The organism is Inquilinus sp. 2KB_23, from assembly GCF_052115705.1.
GTDB classification, from domain to species: Bacteria; Pseudomonadota; Alphaproteobacteria; order DSM-16000; family Inquilinaceae; genus Inquilinus; species Inquilinus ginsengisoli_A.
Window position 1 is genome coordinate 141,732 of sequence record NZ_JBFRHF010000002.1, and the last position, 18,744, is coordinate 160,475.

Consider the following 18,744-nt stretch of genomic DNA (forward strand, 5'->3'; position numbering starts at 1 on the left):
GGGCGACCGCCGCGCCCGGCCGTCGACGGGCTGGAACCGGCCGTCGCGACGCGTCGTTTCCATGGCGGATCACTGTAGAGGAGCATGGACATGCCTGCGAAATCGAAGGCGCAGCAGAAGGCGGCGGGAGCGGCCCTCTCGGCCAAGCGCGGCGAGCAGAAGGTCGGCGACCTCAAGGGCGCTTCGAAGTCGATGTACAAGTCGATGAGCGAGACGCAGCTCGACGAACTGGCTTCGACCAAGCGGAAGGGCAGGCCCGACCACGCCTCGAAGTCGTAGCAGCGACGATCGGGCGCCATGACATGAGGGCCAACCTCGGCGCAGCGTCGACCGATCCGGCCGTGGGTCGGCGCTCGACTCCGGCGGTGTTGAGGCCGGGCGCCAACAGCTGGCGGGTCGAGCCGGCCCGGCGTGCTGCGGTGCTGGTGGATGCCGCCGCCTATTACGGGGCGCTGCGGGCGGCGATGCGCCGGGCGAAGCGCAGCATCGCCATCATCGGCTGGGACATCGACAGCCGCACGCCGCTGGTGGGGCCGCAGGGTGTGCCCGACGATGGGCTGCCCGCGCAGCTCGGCGATTTCCTGTGCGCCCTGGTGCGTGACGAGCCGCAGCTGTCGATCAGGCTGCTGCTGTGGAACTACTCGCTGCTCTATGCGCTGGAACGCGAGTCGCTGCCGCTGCTCACCCTGCAATGGAGCACCCCGCGCCAGATCGAACTGTGCCTCGACGACGAGATCCCGGTCGGCTCCTCGCATCATCAGAAGATCGTGGTGATCGACGATGCCGTCGCCTTTGTCGGCGGGCTCGACCTGACGATCCGGCGATGGGACACGCCGGCCCACGCCCCCGCGAACGGGCATCGGGTCGACCCCAGCGGCGTCCCCTACCCTCCTTTCCACGACGTCCAGTTGATGGTCGATGGCCCGGCCGCCATCGCGCTGGCGGCGCTGGCCCGGTGGCGCTGGGAAAGAGCCACGGACGAGGTCCCTGTCCCCGTCCCTGTCGCCAACGACCCATGGCCCGATGCGGTGGCGCCGGATTTCCGCGACGTCACGGTCGGCATTTCCCGGACGCTGCCGTCCTATCCCGGCGAGCGTGAGGTCCGGGAGGTCGAAGCCCTGTTCGAGGACATGATCGAATCCGCCGAGACCACGATCTACATCGAGAACCAGTTCCTGACCTGCACCCGCCTCGCCATGCGTCTGGCCGCGCGCCTGCAGGCCGTCCCCGGGCTCGAGGTCGTGATCGTCGGGCCCCACATCCACAACAGCTGGATCGAGCACCGCGCCATGGTGTCGGGACGGGTCCGCTTCATCGCGACGCTTCGCGCCGCCGGGGTCGGCGACCGCATTCGCCTGCTGCACCCCCGCACCAGCCGTGACGGCGCGGCGACCGACATCATGGTGCATTCCAAGCTGATGATCGTCGACGACCGGCTGCTGCGGATCGGGTCCGCCAATCTGTGCAACCGCTCGATGGCTGTCGACAGCGAATGCGACCTTACGATCGAGGCGGCCGACGACGCCGACCGAACCGCGATCACGGCGGTGCGCAACCGGCTGCTGGCGGAGCATTGCGGCATCGGGGCGGAGGACATGGCGCGGCGGATCTCGGCCTCCGGGTCGGTGCGCGCCGCCATCGACGCTCTCGCCCACGGCAAGCGCTGCCTGCAGCCGACCGACGATGGCGGGACCATCGGCGATGACAGCGCGTGGTCCTTCGCCGCCGTCGCGGACCCGCATCGGCCGCTTCTGGGCGCCGGCCTGATCGAGCGGGCCCTGGGTTCGGTCACGGCCCGGTGGCGCGGCCTGCTGCGGCTTGCCCCGGTGGTCCTGGCGGCCGTGCTGCTGGTCCTGGCCTGGCGCACCACCGCGCTGGCCGAATGGACGCGGCCGGACCTGCTGCAGGGGGCTCTCCAGGGCATCGGCGAGCAGGGGCTTGCCCCCCTCGTGGTCATCGGCCTGTTCGTGCTGGCCGGGCTGGTCATGTTCCCGGTGACGGTGCTGATCGCCGCCACCGCCGCCGCCTTCGGGGCATGGCCCGGCGTGGCCTATGCCGGCGCCGGAGCCCTCGCCAGCGCGCTCGTCACCTATTTCATCGGCCGCGGCCTGGGGGAAACCATCCTGCGCGACGCCATGGGCCCCCGCCTCGGCCGCATCCGCGGCGCCATCGCCCGGCGCGGCATCATCGCCATGACGAGCATCCGCCTGGTTCCCATCGCGCCCTTCACCCTGGTCAACCTCGCCGCCGGCGCGGCCCGGATTCCGATCGTCGACTACGCCGTGGGAACCGCCCTGGGGCTGGCGCCCGGCCTGATCACCCTCTCGGCGCTGGGCGACCGCATCATGCCGATCTTCCGCGCGCCGTCGCTGCTGGATGTGTCGATCCTGATCGCCGTCGTCCTCGCCTGGATCGCCCTCTCGATCGGCCTGCAGGCGCTGGTGATGCGGCGACGGCAAACCGACCGGTGACGTTCGACACGGCCCCGATCCGCCTGCTGACCTGGAACATCCATGCCGGCATCGGCCCGGATGGCCGCTACGACCTCGACCGCATCATCGCGCTGATCCGCCGTCATGCGCCCGACATCATCGCCTTGCAGGAGGTCGATTCCCGCGGCCGCGATGCGACCTCGCCCTTCGCCCTGCTGGCGACGGCGCTCGGCAGCCACGCCGCAGAGGCCCGGACCATCGTCGCCCCGGACGGGCATTACGGCCATCTGCTGATCAGCCGCTGGCCGCTGTCGGCCACCCGGCTGCATGACCTGTCGCTGCTCGGCGAGGAACCCCGCTGCGCCATCGAAACCATCGTCTCGACGCCGGGCGCGGCGCTTCACGTCACCGCCGTGCATCTCGGCCTGAAGCTGTCCGAGCGCCGGCGCCAGGCGGAGATGCTCGCACGGATCGCGAACAGCCCGGCGGAAACGTCGGTCATGCTCGGCGACTTCAACGACTGGACCTGGCGCGGGGCCGTCCGCAAGGGCCTCGCGCAGGTGCTGCCGGCCCGCACACCGCAGCGCACCTTTCCGGCACGCTGGCCCCTCCTGACGCTGGACCGGGTCTATTGCCGTCCGCACGCAGCGCTGATCCGCAGCTGGGCCGACCCGGACGGGCGCCACGCCTCGGACCACCTGCCGCTGATCGCCGAGATCCGCCTGGCACCGATCCTGCAAGCACCGCCGGACCCGCCGATCGGAACCGACGATCTGCCGGAGAACCGGCCTATCCGTGCGAGCCGTTCGCGACAGGAACTCTGATCGGCACCGGGACATTGACTCAGTGGAAGAGCAGGCGGCGATCCGGATCTCGCCTGCTTGTCACTCTCGCCTTCCCGGCACATCCGGACTGCGCGCAGGTCCGCGATCCCGCGGCGACAGCAGACCTCGCCGTGCCGGAAGGCAAGGCCGACGACCGTGCCGCCTCGTCGGCCGGACATATTCAGCGGATGGGATGGAACCGACATGCAGGATCCCGACAAACTCGAACTATCCCGGCGCGGCCTCATGGTCGGGACAGCGGCATCCGTGGCGATTACCGCGGCGCCGTCGATGGCCAGGGCCCAGCCCGCCGTCACCGGGGCGCCGTTCACCTCGAAGGTGTCCTTCGAGGTGAACGGCCAGCATCACCATTTTGATCTCGACACCCGGACCACGCTGCTCGATGCGTTGCGCGAGCACCTGCACCTCACCGGCACCAAGAAGGGCTGCGACCACGGCCAGTGCGGCGCTTGCACGGTGGTGGTCGATGGCCGCCGGATCAACTCATGCCTGACGCTGGCGGTCATGCATGAGGGCAACAGCGTCACCACCATCGAGGGGCTGGGCGTGCCCGACGGGCTGCACCCGATGCAAGCCGCCTTCGTCAAGCATGACGGCTATCAGTGCGGCTACTGTACGCCCGGCCAGATCTGCTCGGCCGTGGCGGTGCTCGACGAGATCGCAGCCGGGGTGCCTAGCCATGTCAGCGCCGACCTCACCGCGCATCCGCAAGTGACGGCGGCCGAACTGCGCGAGCGGATGAGCGGCAACATCTGCCGCTGCGGCGCTTATTCCAACATCGTCGACGCGATCACCGAGGTCGCCGGGAGGCAGGCATGAGGTCCTTCACCTACGAACGCGCCGCCTCACCTGCAGAAGCCGCGGCGGCGGTCACGCGCATCCCGGGCGCCAAATTCATTGCCGGCGGCACCAACCTGCTCGACCTGATGAAGCTCGAGATCGAGACGCCGGCCCACCTCATCGACGTGAACGGGCTCGCGCTCGATAAGGTCGAGGCGACGCCGGAGGGCGGACTGCGGATCGGCGCGCTGGTCCGCAATACGGATCTTGCCGCCGATCGGCGCGTGCGGCGCGACTATGGCCTGCTCTCTCGTGCCTTGCTCGCAGGCGCTTCGGGCCAGTTGCGCAACAAGGCGACGACAGCGGGCAACCTGCTGCAGCGCACACGCTGCCCGTATTTCTACGACACCAACCAACCCTGCAACAAACGCCAGCCTGGCAGCGGTTGCGCCGCCATCGGCGGGGTCAGCCGCCAGCTTGCGGTGCTGGGGGTGAGCGACGCGTGCATCGCGACCCATCCGAGCGACATGGCGGTGGCGATGCGCGCGCTCGACGCCGCCGTGGAGACCGTGCGGGCCGACGGCACGACGCGGAGCATCCCGATTGCCGAATTCTACCGCCTGCCGGGCGACACGCCGCACATCGAGACGACGCTGGAGCCCGGGGAGCTGATCACGGCGGTCACCCTCCCCAAGCCGCTCGGCGGCACGCAGATCTATCGCAAGGTGCGGGACCGGGCCTCCTACGCCTTCGCGCTGGTCTCGGTCGGCGCGATCGTGCAGCGCGACGGCACCGGGCGCGTCGCCCTGGGCGGCGTGGCCCACAGGCCCTGGCGGGTCGAGGCCGCCGAGACGGAGCTGCCGCACGGCGCGAAGGCGGTCGCGGAGCGCCTGCTTGCCGATGCCAAGCCGACGCACGAGAACGCATTCAAGCTGCTGCTGGCCGAGCGCACGCTCGGCGCGGTGCTGGCCGAAGCGAGGGCCTGAGCCATGAAGTTCGACACCCCCGCCACCACCAATCCGATCGACCAGCTCAAGATCGTGGGCAAGCCGAGAGACCGGATCGACGGTCCGCTGAAGACCACGGGCACTGCGCCCTATGCCTATGAACGGCATGATGCCGTGCCGGACCCGGCCTACGGCCATGTCGTCGGTGCGGCCATCGCCAAGGGCCGGATCGCGTCGATCGACCTGAGCCACGCGAAGGCCGCGCCCGGCGTGCTCGCCATCGTCACCGCGGACAATGCCGGCAAGCTGGGCAAGGGCGACTACAACCCGGCCAAGCTGCTCGGCGGCCCCGCGATCGATCACTATCACCAGGCGATCGCGGTCGTCGTCGCGGAGACCTTCGAGCAGGCGCGAGCCGCAGCGCAGCTGATCCGCGTCGACTATGTCAGCGCCGAGGGTGCCTTCGACCTCGCGGCGGCGAAGGACTCCGCCGTCACCCCCAAACCCGGCGTCGGCGGCCCCCCGGACACGGCCTTCGGCGACTTCGCCGGCGCGTTCGCCGCGGCGCCGGTCCAGCTCGACGCGACCTACACCACGCCCGATCAGGGGCACGCGATGATGGAGCCGCATGCCTCGATCGCAGCGTGGGATGGGGACAAGCTCACGATCTGGACCTCGAACCAGATGATCGACTGGGGCACGGGGGATGTGGCGAAGACGCTCGGCATCCCCAAGGAGAAGGTCCGCCTGATCTCGCCCTTCATCGGCGGCGGCTTCGGCGGCAAGCTGTTCGTGCGGTCCGATGCACTGCTTGCGGCGCTGGGCGCCCGAGTCGCGCGGCGGCCGGTGAAGGTAGCGGTGCCTCGGCCCCTCATCTTCAACAACACCACCCACCGGCCCGCGACGATCCAGCGTATCCGCATCGGCGCGGCCCGGGACGGCAGGATCGCCGCGATCGGCCATGAGGGATGGTCCGGCAACCTGCCGGGCGGCGAGCCCGAGACCGCGGTCAACCAGACTCGCCTGCTCTATGCCGGCGCCAACCGGATGACGACGACGAAGCTCGCGGCGCTCGACCTGCCCGAGGGCAATGCCATGCGCGCGCCAGGCGAGGCGCCGGGCCTGATGGCGCTGGAGATCGCCATCGACGAGATGGCCGAGAAGCTCGGTCTCGACCCGGTGGAGTTCCGCATCCTCAACGACACCCAGGTCGATCCCGAAAAGCCCGAACGGCCGTTCTCGCAGCGCAACCTGGTCGAATGCCTGCGCACCGGTGCCGCCCGCTTCGGCTGGAGCAAGCGGACCCCGCAGCCTGGCAAGACGCAGGACGGGCGCTGGCTGGTCGGCATGGGCGTCGCCGCCGCATTGCGCAACAACCTCGTGACGACATCGGCGGCACGCGTCCGGCTCGACAGTCGGGGGGATGTGACGGTCGAAACCGACATGACCGACATCGGCACCGGCAGCTACACGATCATTGCCCAGACCGCGGCCGAGATGATGGGCGTGCCGCTCGACAAGGTGGTGGTGCGCCTGGGCGACTCGACCTTCCCGGTCTCGTGCGGGTCGGGCGGGCAATGGGGCGGCAACAATTCGACCGCCGGCGTCTATGCCGCCTGTTTGAAGCTGCGCGAGGCGGTGGCGCAGAAGCTGGGATACAACTCGGCCGAGGCGGTATTCGCCGACAGCCATGTGCATGCGGGCAACCGCAGCGTGCCGCTGGCCCAGGCCGTCACGGAAGGCGACATCGTGGCCGAGGACGCCATCGAATATGGCGACCTCGACAAGACGCACCAGCAATCGACCTTCGGCGCGCATTTCGTCGAAGTCGGCGTCGATTCCGCGACCGCCGAGATCCGCGTCAGGCGGATGCTGGCGGTGTGCGCCGCCGGCCGCATCCTCAACCCGAAGACGGCGCGCAGCCAGGTGATCGGCGCGATGACCATGGGTGTCGGCGCGGCGCTGATGGAGGAGCTGGCGGTCGACAAGCGCATCGGCCTCTTCGTCAACCACGACCTCGCCGGCTACGAGGTGCCGGTCCATGCCGATATTCCGCACCAGGAGGTGGTCTTCCTCGACGAGACCGATCCGATGTCGTCCCCGATGAAGGCCAAGGGCGTCGGCGAGCTCGGCATCTGCGGGGTTGGCGCCGCGGTCGCCAACGCGATCCACAACGCGACCGGCGTGCGCGTGCGGGACTATCCGATCACGCTCGACAAGCTGCTGGCCCGGCTGCCGGAAGTGGCATGATCGGATATGAAGCGCCGACCACAGATCCAGGCGCATCTCTCGGCCAACGAAGACGATCACGTCTTTGGGATGTCGGGGATCGAGCCGACAGGTCGGCGATAACCGCGATGTCGGTCGTTGAGTCGATATTCGACCCAGGCGACCGCCCCGGACCCAGGAGTGAGCGAACATGACCGCTGCGATGGATCGGCCCGAGGCAGCCCCGCTTCCGCAACCAAAGGATCCGGAGCTCTGGGCCCTGGCCAACTGCATCCGGGCCCTCTCGATGGACGCGGTGGAGCGGGCCAAGAGCGGGCATCCCGGCATGCCGATGGGGATGGCCGACATCGCCACGGTGCTGTTCCGCGATTTCCTGACCTTCGATGCCTCGGACCCGCACTGGATCGACCGGGACCGCTTCCTGCTATCCAACGGCCACGGCTCGATGCTGCTGTACAGCCTGCTGTACCTCACCGGCTACCGCGACATGACGATCGAGCAGATCCAGCGCTTCCGGCAGGTCGACAGCCGGACCCCCGGCCACCCGGAATACCACCATGCCGACGGCATCGAGACCACCACCGGGCCGCTGGGCCAGGGTACGGCCAACGCCGCTGGCCTGGCGCTGGCCGAGCGCGTCATGAACGCCAGCTTCGGCGACGATCTCGTCAACCACTTCACCTATGTCTTCCTCGGCGACGGCTGCCTGATGGAGGGCATCAGCCATGAGGCGATCTCGCTGGCCGGGCACCTCCGGCTCGGCAAGCTGATTGCCTTCTTCGACAACAACTCCATCACCATCGACGGCCCGACCAGCCTGTCCGTCTCCGACCACCAATCCGACCGCTTCCGGGCGTCGAACTGGCATGTGCTGGAGATCGACGGGCACGACACCGACCAGATCCGCGCCGCGATCACCGAGGCCCAGGCCGTCACCGACAAGCCGACGCTGATCAATTGCCGCACCATCATCGGCTTCGGCATGCCGACCCGGGCCGGCACCCAGAAGGCCCACAGCGACGCCCCGGGCGAGGCGGAGATCGCCGGCGCGCGCGAGCAGCTGGGTTGGACCGCGCCGCCCTTCGAGATCCCGGACGACCTGCTGCAGGCCTGGCGGGCGATCGGGTCGCGCGGCCGGGACAAGCGCCTGGCCTGGGTCGAACGAGTGAAGCAGGCGCCGGAGGCGTTGCGTGGGGATTTCGAGCGCCGCAACCGCGGCGACCTGCCCGACAACTGGAAGCAGGCGATCGTTGGGGCGCGGCAGGACTTCGTCCAGGCCGGCAAGCCGATGGCGACGCGGCAGGCCAGCGGCGCCGTGCTCGACCACCTCTTCGCCGCGATCCCCGAGCTGCTCGGCGGATCGGCCGACCTGACCCCGTCCAACAACACCAAGGCCGCCGGGGAGGTCGAGATCCGCCCCGGCATGTATCACGGCTCCTATGTGCATTACGGCGTCCGCGAGCACGGCATGGCGGCGATGATGAACGGGATCGCGCTGCATGGCGGCCTGATCCCATATGGCGGCACCTTCATGTGCTTCTCGGACTACTGCCGCCCGTCGATCCGCCTGGCGGCGATGATGGAGATCCGCACCATCTTCGTCATGACCCATGACTCGATCGGCCTGGGCGAGGACGGTCCCACCCACCAGCCGATCGAACATCTGGCGGCGCTTCGCGCGATTCCGCATCTGGCGGTGTTCCGCCCGGCGGATGCGATCGAGACCGCCGAATGCTGGGAGGTGGTGCTGGACACGCCGCGCCGGGCCGCCCTCCTGGCCCTGTCCCGCCAGCCGGTGCCGCTGCTGCGGCGAGAGGCAGGGGGTGAGAACAAATCCGCCCGGGGCGCCTATGTCCTCCACGAGGCCGAAGGCGGCCCGCGGCAGCTCACCATCATCGGCACCGGGTCGGAGTTGCAGCTGGCGGTGGCCGCCCGCGAGGCGCTGCAGGCCGAGGGCGTGCCGACGGCGGTGGTGTCGATGCCGTGCCGGCTGCTGTTCGAGCAGCAGGATGCGGCGTATCGCCGGGATGTGCTGGTCGACGGCACCGCCCGCGTCGCCGTCGAAGCCGCCGTCGAGCTGGGCTGGGAACGCTACCTGGGGTTCGACGGAGCCTTCGTGGGCATGCGCGGCTTCGGCGCCTCGGGCAAGATCGCCGACGTCTACGCCAAGTTCGACATCACGGTGGACGCCGTTGTGGGAGCGGCCCGCAAGACCCTGTCCTCCAAAATGTGACCGTCGACCGAGAGGCCGGCTGCGCGATCCGGGGATGGTTTTGGGAGCATTGGGCCGCGCAGATTTCCAGGACGATTCTCTTCAATAAAATTCGTAAGAAAATATTGTTTTCACCATTACTAATTCGTTAATATGAGATGTTTTTATATGCCATATTTTGATTATTACTACTTCTAATATGGGAATTCTCCCCGATCATTTTCACGTCCACGGAACTCATAACTCAGCCAGCCCGTTGCCATGGCAAGTCCTCAGCAAGGAGCAAGGCCATGGAACATCGCGAAGAGACGACGACCCTGATCTCGGCGGAGAAGGTGTCCGGCACCGACGTCTACAACACCGCAGGCGACAGCCTGGGCGAGGTGCATGACGTGATGATCGACAAGGTCTCGGGCCGCGTCACCTATGCGGTGATGTCGTTCGGCGGCTTTCTCGGCATCGGCCAGAAGTATCATCCGCTGCCCTGGTCCTCGCTGGTCTACGACACCGACAAGGGCGGCTATGTCGTCAGCCTGTCCAGCGAGCAGCTCGAAGGCGCGCCGGTCTTCAGCGACGATGTCGAGCCGCAATGGACCCGGGAGTATGAGCAGGACATCCACGATCATTACGGCGTCCGGCCTTATTGGGACGGCCTGCCGCCTCGCTGAACGATCTGCAGCGGCGAAAAGCAATCCAAGGACCCCGGCTTCGGCCGGGGTTTTTGCGCCCGACCCGATTGCAATCATCGCAGCCAACTCCATATACCATCCACCTGGATGGTAGGAGGATGGTGGTCATGGCCGGCGCGACGCGGGATCTTCGGCCAAAGGCGGCCGACAGCGAGAAGATCACGATCAATCTCGGCTATGTCGATCTCGGCCATATCGACCTGCTCGTGCGCGAGGGCTTCTACTCCAACCGGACCGATCTCATCCGCACGGCCATCCGCAACCAGCTGGAACGGCATGGCGACGCCATCCAGCAATCCGTCGCCCGCCATCGCCTCGACCTCGGCCTTCGCCGGTTCGACCGACGCGAGTTGGAAGCCGCGCGAATGGCCGGGGAGATGCTGCACATCCAGGTCCTGGGGCTGGCCGTGATCGCCGATGACGTCACCCCTGAACTGGCCCGCGAAACCATCGCCTCCCTTCACGTGCTCGGGGCCCTGCAGGCCGGCGCCGCCGTGAAGGCCGCCCTCAGCGACCGCATCCGGTGACGAAGCGGCTGCAGTCCGCACACCGACCATCTCGGCCGATCAAGGCGGGCACAGATCTCGCCCTGGCGGATTTCGGCACACAGGACCATGCTGCCATGATCGCACGCCCCAAGATCGACATGCAGGAGGCGACCCGCCTCACCCGCGCCGGACGGCTCGGCGAAGCCATGGCGCTTCTGCGCGGCGCTGTTGCCTCGCCGCCGCCAAGCCCGCCGGCGTCGGAGACCAACTCCGCAGAGATGCCCGGCCCCGGCGGGCGCACCATCATCGACATGGTGCCGCCATCCCCGGGAACCGGCGAGACCTGGACGCCGCCCCAGCCCGGCGATCCCGCCGCCGCGCCGGCTGGCCGGCCGCAAGCCCGCGAGGCATTCCGCGGGTTCCTCGATCGCTTTCGGCGACCGCACGCCCCTGCCGGTGACACCGTCGCGCCCGGCCGCCCCGCTGCCCCGGGGGCGGCTCCGGCGCCTGATGGCGCCCGGTTCGACGAATGCAGCTACGCCGGCCAGACGGGGCGGCGGACATACAAGCTGTACATCCCCGGCGGCCGTGCCGAACAGGCACTGCCGCTGGTGGTGATGCTGCATGGCTGCACCCAGTCGCCGGACGACTTCGCCGCCGGCACACGCATGAATGAGCTGGCCGAGGAGCAGGGTTTCCTCGTCGCCTATCCCGAGCAGACCCGGTCGGCCAATGCCTCTCGCTGCTGGAACTGGTTCAACCCGGGCGATCAGCGGCGCGACGGCGGCGAACCGGCGCTGATCGCCGGCATCACCCGCCAGATCATGCGCGATCACCCGGTCGATCCCCGGCGGGTGTATGTCGCCGGCCTGTCGGCAGGCGGTGCCGCCGCGGCGATCATGGGGGCGGCCTATCCCGACCTCTACGCCGCCGTCGGGGTGCATTCCGGACTGGCCTGCGGGGCCGCCAGCGACATGATGTCGGCCTTCACGGCGATGCGCCAGGGCATGCCGCCGGCGGCGGCCAGTTTGCGCCGGTCCGGCGCCGCTGTCCCGACCATCGTGTTCCACGGCGATCGCGACACCACCGTCAGCCCCGTCAACGGCGACCAGGTGCTGGCCCAGGCCGAAGCCGTGTCCGACCTCCGCACGACGGTCAGAAACGGGACCGCCCCGGGCGGCATCGGCTACACCTGCACGATCCGGGCGGACGACGCCGGTCGCCCGATGTCGGAGCACTGGGTGCTGCACGGCGCCGGCCATGCCTGGTCGGGCGGCAGCCCGGCCGGTTCCTACACCGAGCCACGCGGGCCGGACGCCAGCCGTGAGATGATGCGCTTCTTCCGGCGGCAACTCGGCGAGTGAGGGAAGCGGAGCGGCCGGGCGATCTGAGGCGTTCATTGCCCTGGCTGATCGGTCGCACCGGCCCAGGTTTCGGCGATGGCGACCACCGCGGCGTTGACCGGGCCGGCCGTGATCGAGGGGATGACCGAAGCGTCGACCACGAAGAGCCCGTCGATGCCGCGCACCCTCAGATCGCCGTCGACGACGGGACCGAGGCTGCAGGTGCCGACCGGGTGATGATGGGTCATCGCCGCCCGGGCCAGGAAGGCGTCGAGATCGACATCGGCCTCCACCCCAGGCCCAGGCAGGATCTCGCCATCGTTCCAGTCGCGGAGCGGCGCGGCCCGGCCGACGGCGCGAGCCAGGCGCAGGCTGGCCCGGAAGCTCCGCCGGTCCTGGCCGGTCGAGAGATAGGCGGGATCGATGATCGGGACATCCGCCACCGACGGCCCGCCGGGCCGCAGCGAGCCGCGGCTGGTCGGGTGAGTGACGCCGCACATGATGGTGTAGGCGCTGCCCGCCTCCGGCCGCGCAAACGCCTCGGTCACCACCGGCAGCACGACGCAGGCGAGCACGACATCCGGCGATCCCTCCGCCCGGGACGGGTCGTCGCAGTGCAGGTACATCAGCGATTCCGAATGCTGCAGCCGCGACGGCGCGACCGGCCGCCGGGCGCGGTAGACATTGCCGGCCGCGAGCAGATGGTCGTGCAGGTTGCGCCCGACCTCCGGCAGCTCGTGCCGGCAGGCGATGCCGGCCCCGCGCAGGGTGTCGGGGTCGCCGATGCCGGACCGCATCAGCAGCAGCGGCGAGGCGACCGTGCCGGCGCAGAGCACGATCCGGTCCGCGGTCAGGATCTCCTGCACCCCGCCCCGGGTGATCCGGGCGCCGCACGCCCGGCCGGCCTGCATCACCAGGTCATGGACCAGCACATCGGTCAGCAGCGTCAGGTTGGGACGGCCGAGGGCCGGCACGAGATAGGCGTCGGCGACGCTGACGCGGCGGCCATCCCGGATGGTCAGCTGGTTCGGCGCCGCGCCCGTCAGCGGACCGGCATTGTGGTCGCCGAGGCGTGGCGCGCCGATCGACACCCCGGCATCCATGTAGTCGCGGACCAGGGGGTGGATCTCGTCGCCGGGCAGCAGCACGTCGAGCGGACCGGCATCGCCGTGCATGGCCGAGGCGCCGCCCGAGAAGCGCTCGCTGCGGCGGAAGGCCGGCAGCAGCGCCTGATAGGACCAGCCAGGCCCGCCCGCGGCGGCCCAAGGTTCGAAATCATCGGGGTGGCCGCGGACATGGGCCATCGCGTGAAGGCAGCTGGAACCGCCGACGATGCGGCCGCGGGGCCAGTCGTGGCTCCGTCCGGCGGTGCCGGGCTGGGGGATGGTGCGGTACGCCCAGTCGAAGGCGCGGCCCGGCAGGAACGGCCATTGCTGCGGCGAGGCGATGTCGGGATCGGACGGCACCGCCCCGGCCTCGACCAGGCCGACGGACAGGCCGGGATCCTCGCTCAGCCTTGCCGCCACCACCGACCCGGCGGAGCCGGCGCCGATCACCAGCACGTCGAAACCGGTCATGGCCATGTGCTCCGCTGCGGGAAGGAAGGCGCTCGCCCTCAGGCCACCGCGACGCTGGGGCCGAGACGGTCGAGGATCTGGCGTTGCACCGCCCCGAGATGGGCTCGCATCGCCTGTTCGGCCGCATCCGGATCGCGCGCGGCGATCGCGTCGGCGATCAGCTTGTGCTCGGCGTCTCGCTGCTTCAGCCGGTTCGGGCAGCTGGGATTGTCGCTGTTGCCGAAGCGCAGCCGGGCGTCGGTCGCCACCTCACGGATCAGGGCGTAGAGCTCGGCCGCCAGGCTGTTGCGGGCACCGGCCGCGACAGCCTTGTGAAAGGCCAGGTCGACGGTCCCGGCCACCGCGCCCGGGGGCGTGCTGGCGGCCCGCTGGATGCGCATGATCTCGAACGGGGAGGCGCGCAGCGCGGCGAGCCGGGCCAGCGCCGGCTCGAGCACCATGCGCAGCTCGATGATCTCGACCGGATTGGTGTCGCGGGCGAGGTCGTCGCCCCGCCGCGGCGTCGCGGTCCGCGGCCGCCCGGCCCGTGCCGGCGCCAGTTCCCCCGCCGCGCGCAGCTGGTCAAGCGCCCGCCGCAGCCGGTGGCGCTTGACGTTCAGCCGTTCCGCCAATGCCCGCTCCGACGGCGTGCCCTGGCCGGTGGCGAGGATGCCGCGCAGCGCCGCGACGACGTCGTCGAGATTGCCGTCCTGGCCGGGATCATCATCGATTGAGGGATCGGGCGTCTGAGCGTCGGCGTTCGGGTGCTGGGAAGGCGCCGATCGGTTCATCCTGGTCCCTCTGGCTTTGTTCGGTTCTTGAGGGTCGGCGCCGCCCGCATCCTTGTGCCGGCAATCACGACCACAGTGCCCACCATAGCAACCATTTGCCATGGTTGACAAGAATGGTTGGATGATGGTCGAGTGATCACCAGCAAGCGCCGCCCAGACCGGCGCAACCCCGACAGGAGGCTTCCGATGCCCGGACAACCGGTCGACCGGCCATGGCCGGCGGATCCAGGGACGCCGGCCCCGTGGTCGATGACCCGGCGGTCGACGGCCCGGGTGGACCTGCGATGACACGCGCTCCGGGCTACGACCACATCATCGTCGGCGCCGGCTCCGCTGGCTGCGTCCTGGCGGCCCGCCTCAGCGAGGACCCGGCCTGCCGCGTGCTGCTGCTGGAGGCCGGCGGCTGGGACCGCGACCCCTGGATCCACATTCCGCTCGGCTGGGGCAAGATCCTGCAGAAGCGGCTGCACGACTGGATGTACTTCAACGAGCCTGAGGCCAATGTCGACGGCCGCCGGGTGGAGTGCGCCCGCGGCAAGGTGGTCGGCGGCTCGTCCTCGACCAATGCCATGGCCTATGTCCGCGGCAATCCCGGCGACTATGACCGCTGGGCGGCGGCGGGGCTGGACGAATGGTCCTATGCCCACGCCCTGCCCTATTTCCGGCGGCTGGAATCCTGGGAGGGCGGCGCCGACGCCTGGCGCGGTGGCGACGGCCCGCTGGGGGTGCAGTATTGCCGCTACCAGGACCCGCTGCTCGACGCCTATGCCGCGGCCGCGGGCGAGGCCGGGCATGGCTGGACCGACGATTACAACGGCGCCCGGCAGGAAGGCTTCGGCCGGCTGCAGATGACCATCCGCAACGGCCGGCGCTGCAGTGCGGCGACCGCCTATCTCCGGCCGGCGCTGGCCCGGCCGAACCTGACGGTCACGGTCGGCGCTATGGTCACCCGCGTGCTGTTCGAGGGCACCCGCGCGGTCGGCGTCGACTATGTGAAGGACGGGAAAGTCCTGACCGCCTGGGCCGATGCCGAGGTCATCCTGTCCGGCGGCGTGATCAACAGCCCACAGCTGCTGATGCTGTCGGGCATCGGCGACCCGGAGCAGCTGGCGGCACACGGCATCGGCACGCGCATCCCGCTGCGCGGCGTCGGCCGCAACCTGCAGGACCATGTCTCGACCATCCTGATGTACCAGCGCCGCGAGCCCGGGCCGTTCCACCGGATGATGCGGGCCGACCGCATCGCGCTGGAGCTCGGCAAGGCCTACGCTTTCGGCAAGGGCTTCGCCGCCGACGTGCCGGGCGGCATCGTCGGCTTCCTCAAGAGCCGGGCGGAGCTGGCGCTGCCCGACGTGCAGTTCCTGCTGACCGCAGCACCACTGGGCGCCTGGCCCTATTTCAAGCCGTTCAAGCAGCCCTTCACCGACGCCTTCGCCTGCCGGGTGGTGATCATCCAGCCGGAGAGCCGCGGCACGGTGAGCCTGGCCTCCGCCGACCCGATGGCGGCGCCGGTCATCCGCCAGAACTTCCTGGCGGCGGAGGCCGACTGGCGCAGCCTGCGCGCCGGCATCCGCATGGCGCGGGAGGTGATGGCGCAGGGGCCGATGGCGCGCTTCATCGCCCGGGAATCCGCCCCCGGCTCCGGCAAGGTGACGGATGCCGAGATCGACGCCCATATCCGCGCCACCTCGATCACCGTCCACCATCCGGCCGGCACCTGCCGGATGGGGGTCTCCGCCGATGACGGGGCCGTCGTCGACCCCCAGCTGCGGGTGCATGGCGCCGAGGGCCTGCGCGTCATCGACGCCGCCGTGATGCCCGACCTCATCTGCGGCAACATCAACGCCCCGGTGCTGATGATCGCCGAGCGCGCCGCCGACCTGATCCGCGGCGTGCCGACGCTGGCTCCAGCCGAAATTCCGACCAATGATCCAACCAATTTCGCCAATAATCATCTTCAACCAAATAATACGGTTGAAACGGTCGGCCGGAGGGCATACCGTCATCGCTAAGGACGAACGAATGATCCAAGACAGGGGTGCGACATGACGGACACACGCGCCGCGGTGCCGGGGGCGTCCAATCGCGATGCCGCCCTGAAGGCGCTCTACGACGACGTCTTCAACAAGAACATGTTCCCGTTCTGGGCCAGCTCGGTCGACGTCGCCCATGACGAGATCAAGCAGCTGATGGGCACGCAGAAGGCCCTGCCCTTCCTGTGGAGCTACGACAAGGACATCGCGCCGATCCTGCAGCGCTCCGCCGAGCTGATCCACATGGACGATTCCGAGCGGCGGTCGCTGATCCTGGTCAATCCCGGCCTGTCGCCGCGGCGGGCGACGGTCAGCACCATGTACACGGCGTATCGCCTGAACGACCCGAACGAGGTGATGCCGCCGCACCGGCATTCCCCCAGCGCGATCCGCTTCGGCCTGACCGGCAAGAGCAACTTCACCGGGGTCGAGGGCGAGGACATCACCTTCGGCCCGGGCGACATGGTGCTGACGCCGATCGACGCCTGGCACAATCACGGCAACACGGGCGATGAGCCGGCGGTCAACCTGTCGGTCCTCGACCTGCCGCTGGTCGAGACCCTGAACGCGGTCTATTTCGAGCATGATTATGCCGAGAGCGGCGTCGCCAAGAAGGTGCAGAGCGCCCGCTTCCCCAGCGACTATTCCGCCCGCGTCTACGGCGCCGGCGGGCTGCGGCCCCGCTTCCTCGACCATCATCGCGGCTCCGGCCTGTCGTCGCCGATGTATGTCTACCGCTGGGACGCGATGCGCGAGGCGCTGGAGCGGTTTAAGGACTGGGACGGCGACCCGTACGAGGCGCTGATGATCGAGTATGTCGATCCGCTGACCGGCGGGCCGGTGTTCAAGACCATCACCTTCTTCGCCCAGATGCTGCGGCCGGGCGAGCGCACGCGGCCCTTGCGCCAGACCGCCAGCCTGCTGGTGGCGCCATTCCAGGGCAGCGGCCATTCCATGGTCGACGGCAAGCGCTTCGACTGGACCGAATTCGACACGCTGGCGGTGCCCGGCGGGTCTTGGTGCGAGCATGTGAACGGGTCGGAGACCGAGCCCGCGATCCTGTTCGTCGCCAGCGACGAGCCGGCGCTGAAGGCGTTCAGCCTGTTCCGCAAATGGGGCCGCGACGCCAGCGGCGACGTGGTCCGCATGATCTGACGGCCAGGTCCGGCGCAAGCCGGATCCGACCGTCCCGCCCGACGCTGCCCCGCCCTGCCGTCATCGGCCGGGGCGGAATGCCGGCGCGCACCCGACCGACCCGAGGTCCGAAGTGCCGAATTCCCTCAACACGACGCTGCTCTCGCATATCGACTGCCCCGGCGGCGGCCAGGTCTGGGTCGAGGGAACGACTCTGTATATCGGCCATATGCGGTCGCCCAGCGGCACGACCATCGTCGACGTCGCCGACCCGCGCCATCCCCGGGTGATCGCGCGGCTGGAGCTGCCGGAGGGCTGGCATTCGCACAAGGTGCGGGTGGCGGGCGACATCATGATCGTCAACCACGAGAAGCTGGGCCAGAACGGCCCGGCCGAATTCGGCGGGGGCATCGCAATATACGATGTGTCCCGGCCCAGCGCGCCCCGGCTGATCTCGAAATGGATGACCGCCGGCCGCGGCGTCCATCGCTACGATTTCGACGGGCGCTACGCCTATATCTCGCCGACCGCCGAGGGCTATGTCGGCAACATCGTCATGATCCTCGACCTGATCGACCCAGCCCGGCCGGTCGAGGTCGGGCGCTGGTGGATCCCCGGCCAATGGACCGGGGGCGGCGAGGAATACCCCTGGGCCGGCGGGGTGTCGCCGCGCTGCCACCACCCGATCCGGGCGGGCGACCGCCTCTATGTCAGCTACTGGCACCATGGGCTGTTCATCCTCGACATCGCCGACATGGCCCGGCCGAAGCTGATCTCGCAGCTGAATTCGAGCCCCGCCTTCCCGCACCCGACCCACACCTGCCTGCCGATGCCGCAGCCGCTGAAAGGCCGCAAGATCATGGTGGTGGCCGACGAGGATGTGGCGAAGCTGCGCCCGTCGCCCCCGGCCTTCACCTGGATCTACGACATCACGGAGGAACGGCAGCCGCTGCCGATCGCGACCTTCCAGGTGCCGGGCCTGGACCCGGACGGGTCGCCGCAGCCGCCGATGACCGGCTGCCACCAGCCGTCGGAACGGTTCAGCGGCACCGTCATTCCCTTCGCCTGGTTCGCCCAGGGGCTGCGGCTGGTCGACATCGCCGACCCCTTCGCGCCGCGCGAGGTCGGCCATTTCCTGCCAGATCCGCCAGCCGGCGAGGACCGGGCGTCGTCGAACGACGTCACCATCGACGATCGCGGCCTGATCTACCTGATCGACCGCATCAACGGCGTCGACATCATCGAAACCAGCGCCTTCTGAAAGG

At 69.4% G+C, this 18,744-nt stretch carries 15 protein-coding genes; 13 read left to right on the forward strand and 2 right to left on the reverse strand.

The features are described 5' to 3' along the window. The first annotated feature begins 90 nt into the window (after positions 1–90). The 10 genes from AB4112_RS02915 (at position 91) to AB4112_RS02960 (ending at position 11,986) form a co-directional block, all read left to right on the forward strand. A complete protein-coding gene (locus AB4112_RS02915) occupies positions 91–279 on the forward strand; it encodes a DUF3008 family protein (RefSeq protein ID WP_309795487.1) in 189 nt (62 codons plus the stop codon). A 23-nt stretch (positions 280–302) separates the two neighbouring features. Then, positions 303–2,471, forward strand: a complete 2,169-nt coding sequence (locus tag AB4112_RS02920) for a VTT domain-containing protein (RefSeq protein WP_309795485.1) — start codon at positions 303–305, stop codon at positions 2,469–2,471. After that, entirely contained in the window at positions 2,468–3,256 is a 789-nt protein-coding gene (locus tag AB4112_RS02925; protein WP_309795483.1) for an endonuclease/exonuclease/phosphatase family protein, read from the forward strand. The genes AB4112_RS02920 and AB4112_RS02925 overlap by 4 nt, the downstream gene beginning before the upstream one ends. Positions 3,257–3,460: 204 nt before the next feature. Then, positions 3,461–4,096, forward strand: coding sequence for an aldehyde dehydrogenase iron-sulfur subunit PaoA (paoA, locus tag AB4112_RS02930; protein ID WP_441717007.1), 636 nt, complete (start codon positions 3,461–3,463; stop codon positions 4,094–4,096). Next, complete coding sequence (locus AB4112_RS02935; RefSeq protein WP_441717008.1) at positions 4,093–5,043, forward strand: FAD binding domain-containing protein; 951 nt, start codon at positions 4,093–4,095, stop codon at positions 5,041–5,043. Before paoA ends, AB4112_RS02935 begins: the two co-directional genes overlap by 4 nt. 3 nt (positions 5,044–5,046) lie before the next feature. Beyond that, positions 5,047–7,254, forward strand: a complete 2,208-nt coding sequence (paoC, locus tag AB4112_RS02940; protein WP_441717009.1) for an aldehyde oxidoreductase molybdenum-binding subunit PaoC — start codon at positions 5,047–5,049, stop codon at positions 7,252–7,254. Between the two features lie 181 nt (positions 7,255–7,435). Continuing rightward, positions 7,436–9,466: a transketolase gene (gene tkt, locus AB4112_RS02945; RefSeq protein WP_441717265.1), complete on the forward strand. Its 2,031-nt coding sequence runs from the start codon at positions 7,436–7,438 to the stop codon at positions 9,464–9,466. A gap of 269 nt (positions 9,467–9,735) precedes the next feature. Continuing rightward, positions 9,736–10,113 (forward strand): PRC-barrel domain-containing protein, encoded by a 378-nt coding sequence (locus AB4112_RS02950; RefSeq protein ID WP_309795473.1) that lies wholly within the window; start codon positions 9,736–9,738, stop codon positions 10,111–10,113. Positions 10,114–10,241: 128 nt separating this feature from the next. Beyond that, entirely contained in the window at positions 10,242–10,661 is a 420-nt protein-coding gene (locus tag AB4112_RS02955) for a CopG family transcriptional regulator (RefSeq protein ID WP_309795471.1), read from the forward strand. A 95-nt stretch (positions 10,662–10,756) separates the two neighbouring features. Further along, a complete protein-coding gene (locus tag AB4112_RS02960) occupies positions 10,757–11,986 on the forward strand; it encodes an extracellular catalytic domain type 1 short-chain-length polyhydroxyalkanoate depolymerase (protein ID WP_441717010.1) in 1,230 nt (409 codons plus the stop codon). Between the two features lie 32 nt (positions 11,987–12,018). Here the strand turns inward: AB4112_RS02960 and AB4112_RS02965 are convergent, their stop codons facing one another. Further along, positions 12,019–13,542 carry a GMC family oxidoreductase gene (locus tag AB4112_RS02965; RefSeq protein ID WP_441717011.1) on the reverse strand — a complete coding sequence of 508 codons (1,524 nt, stop codon included), beginning with the start codon at positions 13,540–13,542 and terminating at the stop codon, positions 12,019–12,021. Positions 13,543–13,580: 38 nt separating this feature from the next. Next, complete coding sequence (locus AB4112_RS02970) at positions 13,581–14,312, reverse strand: FadR/GntR family transcriptional regulator (RefSeq protein ID WP_309795465.1); 732 nt, start codon at positions 14,310–14,312, stop codon at positions 13,581–13,583. Between the two features lie 284 nt (positions 14,313–14,596). On the opposite strand from AB4112_RS02970, the gene AB4112_RS02975 reads away from it, so the two are divergent. The 3 genes from AB4112_RS02975 (at position 14,597) to AB4112_RS02985 (ending at position 18,740) form a co-directional block, all read left to right on the forward strand. Then, entirely contained in the window at positions 14,597–16,324 is a 1,728-nt protein-coding gene (locus AB4112_RS02975; RefSeq protein WP_441717012.1) for a GMC family oxidoreductase, read from the forward strand. A gap of 33 nt (positions 16,325–16,357) precedes the next feature. After that, positions 16,358–17,500, forward strand: a complete 1,143-nt coding sequence (locus tag AB4112_RS02980) for a cupin domain-containing protein (protein ID WP_441717013.1) — start codon at positions 16,358–16,360, stop codon at positions 17,498–17,500. Positions 17,501–17,612: 112 nt separating this feature from the next. Beyond that, positions 17,613–18,740 (forward strand): LVIVD repeat-containing protein, encoded by a 1,128-nt coding sequence (locus tag AB4112_RS02985; RefSeq protein ID WP_441717014.1) that lies wholly within the window; start codon positions 17,613–17,615, stop codon positions 18,738–18,740. The last annotated feature ends 4 nt before the right edge of the window (positions 18,741–18,744 follow it).

Bases quoted from the DNA above. Each gene is read 5' to 3' on its own strand.
- AB4112_RS02950 (WP_309795473.1), top strand. From the start codon at position 9,736: ATGGAACATCGCGAAGAGACGACGACCCTGATCTCGGCGGAGAAGGTG.
- AB4112_RS02980 (WP_441717013.1), top strand. From the start codon at position 16,358: ATGACGGACACACGCGCCGCGGTGCCGGGGGCGTCCAATCGCGATGCC.
- paoC (WP_441717009.1), top strand. From the start codon at position 5,047: ATGAAGTTCGACACCCCCGCCACCACCAATCCGATCGACCAGCTCAAG.
- AB4112_RS02915 (WP_309795487.1), top strand. From the start codon at position 91: ATGCCTGCGAAATCGAAGGCGCAGCAGAAGGCGGCGGGAGCGGCCCTC.
- AB4112_RS02970 (WP_309795465.1), bottom strand. From the start codon at position 14,312: ATGAACCGATCGGCGCCTTCCCAGCACCCGAACGCCGACGCTCAGACG.
- AB4112_RS02955 (WP_309795471.1), top strand. From the start codon at position 10,242: ATGGCCGGCGCGACGCGGGATCTTCGGCCAAAGGCGGCCGACAGCGAG.
- AB4112_RS02920 (WP_309795485.1), top strand. From the start codon at position 303: ATGAGGGCCAACCTCGGCGCAGCGTCGACCGATCCGGCCGTGGGTCGG.
- AB4112_RS02935 (WP_441717008.1), top strand. From the start codon at position 4,093: ATGAGGTCCTTCACCTACGAACGCGCCGCCTCACCTGCAGAAGCCGCG.
- AB4112_RS02975 (WP_441717012.1), top strand. From the start codon at position 14,597: ATGACACGCGCTCCGGGCTACGACCACATCATCGTCGGCGCCGGCTCC.
- AB4112_RS02965 (WP_441717011.1), bottom strand. From the start codon at position 13,542: ATGACCGGTTTCGACGTGCTGGTGATCGGCGCCGGCTCCGCCGGGTCG.
- AB4112_RS02960 (WP_441717010.1), top strand. From the start codon at position 10,757: ATGATCGCACGCCCCAAGATCGACATGCAGGAGGCGACCCGCCTCACC.
- paoA (WP_441717007.1), top strand. From the start codon at position 3,461: ATGCAGGATCCCGACAAACTCGAACTATCCCGGCGCGGCCTCATGGTC.
- tkt (WP_441717265.1), top strand. From the start codon at position 7,436: ATGGATCGGCCCGAGGCAGCCCCGCTTCCGCAACCAAAGGATCCGGAG.